This window comes from Dokdonella sp., assembly GCF_036518555.1.
In the GTDB taxonomy this organism is placed as follows: Bacteria; Pseudomonadota; Gammaproteobacteria; order Xanthomonadales; family Rhodanobacteraceae; genus Dokdonella_A.
Map to the genome: position 1 here is coordinate 1 of NZ_DATDMY010000082.1, position 4996 is coordinate 4996.

Consider the following 4996-nt stretch of genomic DNA (forward strand, 5'->3'; position numbering starts at 1 on the left):
GCCGCGCAGCACCAGGCGCGCCAGATCAGCTCCGCGTCGGTCGCGATCAACGACATGGCGACGTCGATCGACAACGTGTCGAAGAACTCCGCCGAAAGTGCGGACGTCGCGCAGCGCTCGGTGCAGATCGCCGCGAATGGCGCACAGGTCGTGCGCCAGACGATCCAGGGCATGGACAACATCCGCGACCAGATCCAGGAAACCTCGAAGCGCATCAAGCGCCTCGGCGAATCCTCGCAGGAGATCGGCGCGATCGTCGAACTGATCAACGACATCTCCGAGCAGACCAACATCCTCGCGCTCAACGCGGCGATCCAGGCCGCGTCCGCCGGTGAAGCGGGCCGCGGCTTCGCGGTCGAAGCGCTGCGCAGCCTTGTCACAACGATCAACGAGACCGCCGTGCAGGTGTCCGCGGCCGCGCAGGAGACCCAGGCGACCGCGATGCAGCTCGCCGACGCCGCGCAGCACCAGGCGCGCCAGATCAGCTCCGCGTCGGTCGCGATCAACGACATGGCGACGTCGATCGACAACGTGTCGAAGAACTCCGCCGAAAGCGCGGACGTCGCGCAGCGTTCGGTGCAGATCGCCGCGAACGGCGCGCAGGTCGTGCGCCAGACGATCCAGGGCATGGATTCGATCCGCGACCAGATCCAGGAAACGTCCAAGCGCATCAAGCGCCTCGGCGAGTCGTCGCAGGAAATCGGCGCGATCGTCGAACTCATCAACGATCTCGCCGAGCAGACCAACATCCTCGCCCTGAACGCGGCGATCCAGGCCGCTTCGGCCGGCGAGGCGGGGCGCGGCTTCGCGGTCGTCGCCGACGAAGTGCAGCGGCTGGCCGAACGCGCGTCGGGTGCGACCAAGCGAATCGAAACGCTCGTGCAGACGATTCAGTCCGATACCAACGAGGCGGTCAGCTCGATGGAGCAGACGACGTCGGAAGTCGTGTCGGGCGCGCGCCTCGCCGAGGACGCGGGCCACGCGCTCGGCGAGATCGAGAACGTGTCGAACAATCTCGCGGCCCTGATTCAGGGCATTTCGACCTCGGCGCGACAGCAGTCGGCCGCGGCGACGAACATTTCCGCGACGATGAACGTGATTCAGGAGATCACCTCGCAAACCTCGGTCGGCGCGAGCCAGACCGCGGAGTCGATCGGCAACCTCGCGCAGCTCGCGTCCGACCTGCGCCGATCGGTCGCCGACTTCAAGTTGCCGGGATGAGTCGAGACGAATGAAGCGACCCCTGATCCTCCTCCATCCGTCCCAGGCGGGCGCCCCCGTGGCGCCGCGCACGGCGGGCGCCGGTCGTCGCAGTCGAGGCTAGTGGCATGAAACTGTACGACGATGGCGAATTCACCGCCCTGAACTGGGTCAAGCCGGCGCTCGACGCGACGCTCGCGCAGGCGCGCGAGGCGCTCGAGACCTATGTCGAGGAGCCCGACAACATCGCGCTCATGCGTGCGTGCGCCGAACACCTGCACCAGGTGCAGGGAACGCTGCGCATGGTCGAGCTGTACGGCGCGGCGATGGTGGTCGAGAACATGGAGCGGCTCGCCGAAGCGCTCGTGGCCGACACGATCAAGCAGCGCGACGAGGGCTATTCCGTGCTCATGCGCGGCATGGTCCAGTTGCCGGACTACCTCGAGCGCCTGCAGAGCGGCCACAAGGACATTCCGATCGTCCTGCTGCCGCTGCTCAACGACCTGCGCGCGGTGCGCGGCGAGAACCTGCTGAGCGAATCGGCGCTGTTCTCGCCCGATCTCGGCCTGCCGTTGCCGGACGCAGCGGCGGGGAGCGCACAGGCCCTCGCGGCGGGCGACCTGCGCGCGCAGGCGCTGCGCCTGCGCCTCGCTTTCCAGGCCGCGCTGCTGAAATGGTTCCGCGACTCGGGCGGTGCCGAGCACCTGCGGCGTCTCGTCGACGTGCTCGACCGCCTGCGCTCGATCTCGCACGGGGTCGAGCCGCGGCGCCTCTGGTGGATCGCCGCCGGCGTGGTCGAGGCGGTCGAGGATCGCGGGCTCGAGCCGAGCGTCGCGGTGAAGCTGCTGTTCGGTCGCGTCGATCGCGAGATCCATCGTTTCGCCGAAGGCGGCGAGGCCGCGTTCGCTGCGAAGCCGCCGCGCGAGCTGCTCAAGAACCTGCTGTATTACGTCGCGCATTCCAGCGCGGACGGTGCGACGCCCGGTGCGCGCTGCGCGGAAATCCGCCGCACCTACCGGCTCGACACCCTGTTGCCGACGCAGAGCGAGCTGCAGCACGCTCAAGGTTCGATGACGGGCCGCAACAAGAACCTGCTCGGTACCGTCTCGGCGGCGATCAAGGACGACCTCGTGCGCGTAAAGGAAGCGCTCGACATCTTCCTGCGCGGCCACAACACCGACGCGGGCGAGCTCGCCGCGCAAGCCGAGGTGCTCAACCGCGTCGGCGACACGCTCGGCATGCTCGGCCTCGGCGTGCCGCGTCGCGTCGTCGGCGAGCAGCGCGAAATCATCGAGGAGATGTCGCAGCATCGCCGCCCCGTCGACGAGGGCGCGCTGCTCGACGTCGCCGGCGCGCTGCTCTACGTCGAAGCCTCGCTCGACGACCACATCGAACGCCTCGGCGACGGCGGCGAAGGCGAGGCGCCGAGCAGCGGCGAACTGGAACTGCCCAAGGCCGAAGTGCGGCGCATTCTCGATGCGCTGATGCGCGAGGCGGCCGTCAACATCCAGCAGGCCAAGCAGGACATCATCGCGTTCATCGAGTCGCCGTGGGACCACCAGCGCGTACAGCAGATCCCGCGTCTGCTGGAAGAGATCGCCGGTGCGCTGCGCATGCTCGGGCTCGCCAACGCGGCCGAGCTCATGACGGCGGTCGTGCGCTTCGTCGAAGTCGAACTCATCGCCCACAAGCGCGTGCCCACCGCCGAGCAGATGGACAAGCTGGCCGATGCGCTCGCCGCGATCGAGTACTACCTCGAGGCCACGCGCGAACAGCGCCGCAACCGCGACAAGATCCTCGACGTCGCTCGCGAGAGCCTCGAATCGCTCGGCTACTGGCCGTTGCCCCCCGCGGAGCTGCGCGAGAAGCCGTTGCCGGCGCCGGTATTCGAGGCGCCCGCGCGCAGCGGCGCCGCGGCGGCCACGCCGTCCGTCCCGCCGCCACCGCCGACGCCCACCGCGGAATCCCGCGTGATCGAGCATCCCGCCGCGGACGCGACCCCGACCGTCGACCTGCTGCCGGGCCGAGACCTCAATGACCTCGTCGTCGGCGAGGCGCGCGCCGCGGAACCGGAATCGCACGACCTATCCGGCCTGCGCCTTGCCCAGACCGACGTCGCCGGCAGCGCCGCCGGGGACGCCGACGCCCACTGGATCGAGGTCGAGGAGGAAGTCGAGGAGGACGTCGCCACCGATGCACAGGCACTCGCCGGATTCGACGGCGCCGCGGCCGAGGAGATCGACGACGACATCCGCGAGGTGTTCCTCGAGGAAGTGGACGAGGAAATCGCCAATCTCAGGAACCAGTTGCCGGTGTGGAAGCGCGATACCGGCAACATGGAGGAATTGAAGCCGATTCGCCGTTCGTTCCATACGCTGAAGGGCTCCGGCCGGCTGGTCGGGGCGCTCACGCTCGGCGAGTTCAGCTGGAAGGTCGAGAACATGCTCAACCGCGTCCTCGATCGGTCGATACCGCCGGGCGATGCGGTCGTCTCGCTCGTCGATCATGCGATCGGGGCACTGCCCGCGCTGCTCGCCGCGTTGCGCGGCGAAGCGGGAGCAAGCGCGAACGTCGCCGGCATCATGGACACCGCGGACCGCGTCGCCGCGGGCGAGGATGCTCGCGTGCCCGCGGCTGCCATCGGCACGCGCCGCGTGCGGCGCACGGTACGCAGGCGCGTCGCGGCGCCCGTGCGCGAGCAGCCCGTGCTGGCGGCCGACGTGCGCGCGACCGGTTCGCTCGCGGGCGAGATCTCCGCCACCGCGCCGTCGCCGGCGGGCGCCGCCGAAGTGGTCTCGGGCCCGCTGCCGAGCATCGACCCCGTGCTGTTCGACATCCTGCAGAGCGAGGTCGCCTCGCACCTCGCGGTGGTCGACGAGTACGTCGCGAACTGCGAGCCCGAAGCCGTGCGCGCGAGCGAATCGCTGCTGCGCGCGGTCCATACGCTCAACGGCGCGATCGCGATGGTGGACATCCCGTCGATCGGCAACGTGCTCGCGCCGCTCGAAACCTACATCAAGCGCCTGCGTGCCGCCGACCGGCCGCCGTTGCGCGTCGGCGTCGCGGCGATGCGCGACACGGCGGCGCTCACGCGCGACGTGATGCATCGGCTCGAAGCGGGCGAGGCCCGCTTGCCCGATTCCAGCGCGCTTGCCGCGCGCATGGTGGCCTTGCGCGACTCGCTGCCCGAACCGGAGGCATCGCTGACCTGGTACAGCGACGTCGCCGAGACGCCGGCCGGCGTCGCCGCCGAGCCCGTACCGGGCGAGGGCGGAATGCCGCCAGACCCGTTCGCCGAAGCGGCTGCAACCGCGGCGGGACCCGAGGAGCCCAGCGTCGACGACTGGCTGCGCGACGCCCACGCGGCGATCGCGATGGACGATGCGGACCTGCCTCCGCAGGCGCAGATCCCGGACGATCTCGCGTCGGCCCTCGCCGAGTTCGAGAAGTGGCCGGTGGTGCCGGCGAGTACGCTCGAGGAACAGCCGATCACCCCGCACGACGTGCCGATCGACGCGATGTTCGCCGACCTTCAGGTCGAGGAGATTTCGCTCGAAGAGTCCGCGATCGACGTACCGGAAACCACCGGCGTGCCGTTCCCCGAAGCAGGCGAGTGGCAAATCGACGAGGAGGTGGAACTCGAAGCCTCGAGCGAAGCGCCGGCGCCTGACTTCGGCGAACGCGCGATGCCCGTCGAGATGCCCGAGCCGCCGCAGCCGAAGCCCGAGGTCGCCGCTGCGCCCGCTGCTGCCGCCGAGCCCGCCGCGCAACCGCGCGCCGAGCCGGCCGCCGCGCC

General features: G+C 69.9%; 2 protein-coding genes. Both read left to right on the forward strand.

Features of this window, described 5'->3' with window-relative positions; translation table 11 throughout:
• Positions 1 to 1221, forward strand: a 1221-nt coding sequence (locus VI238_RS05230; protein WP_331649177.1) for a methyl-accepting chemotaxis protein, incomplete at its 5' end; no start/stop codon positions are given.
• Positions 1222 to 1328: 107 nt separating this feature from the next.
• Positions 1329 to 4996, forward strand: a 3668-nt coding sequence (locus tag VI238_RS05235) for an Hpt domain-containing protein (protein WP_331649179.1), incomplete at its 3' end; no start/stop codon positions are given.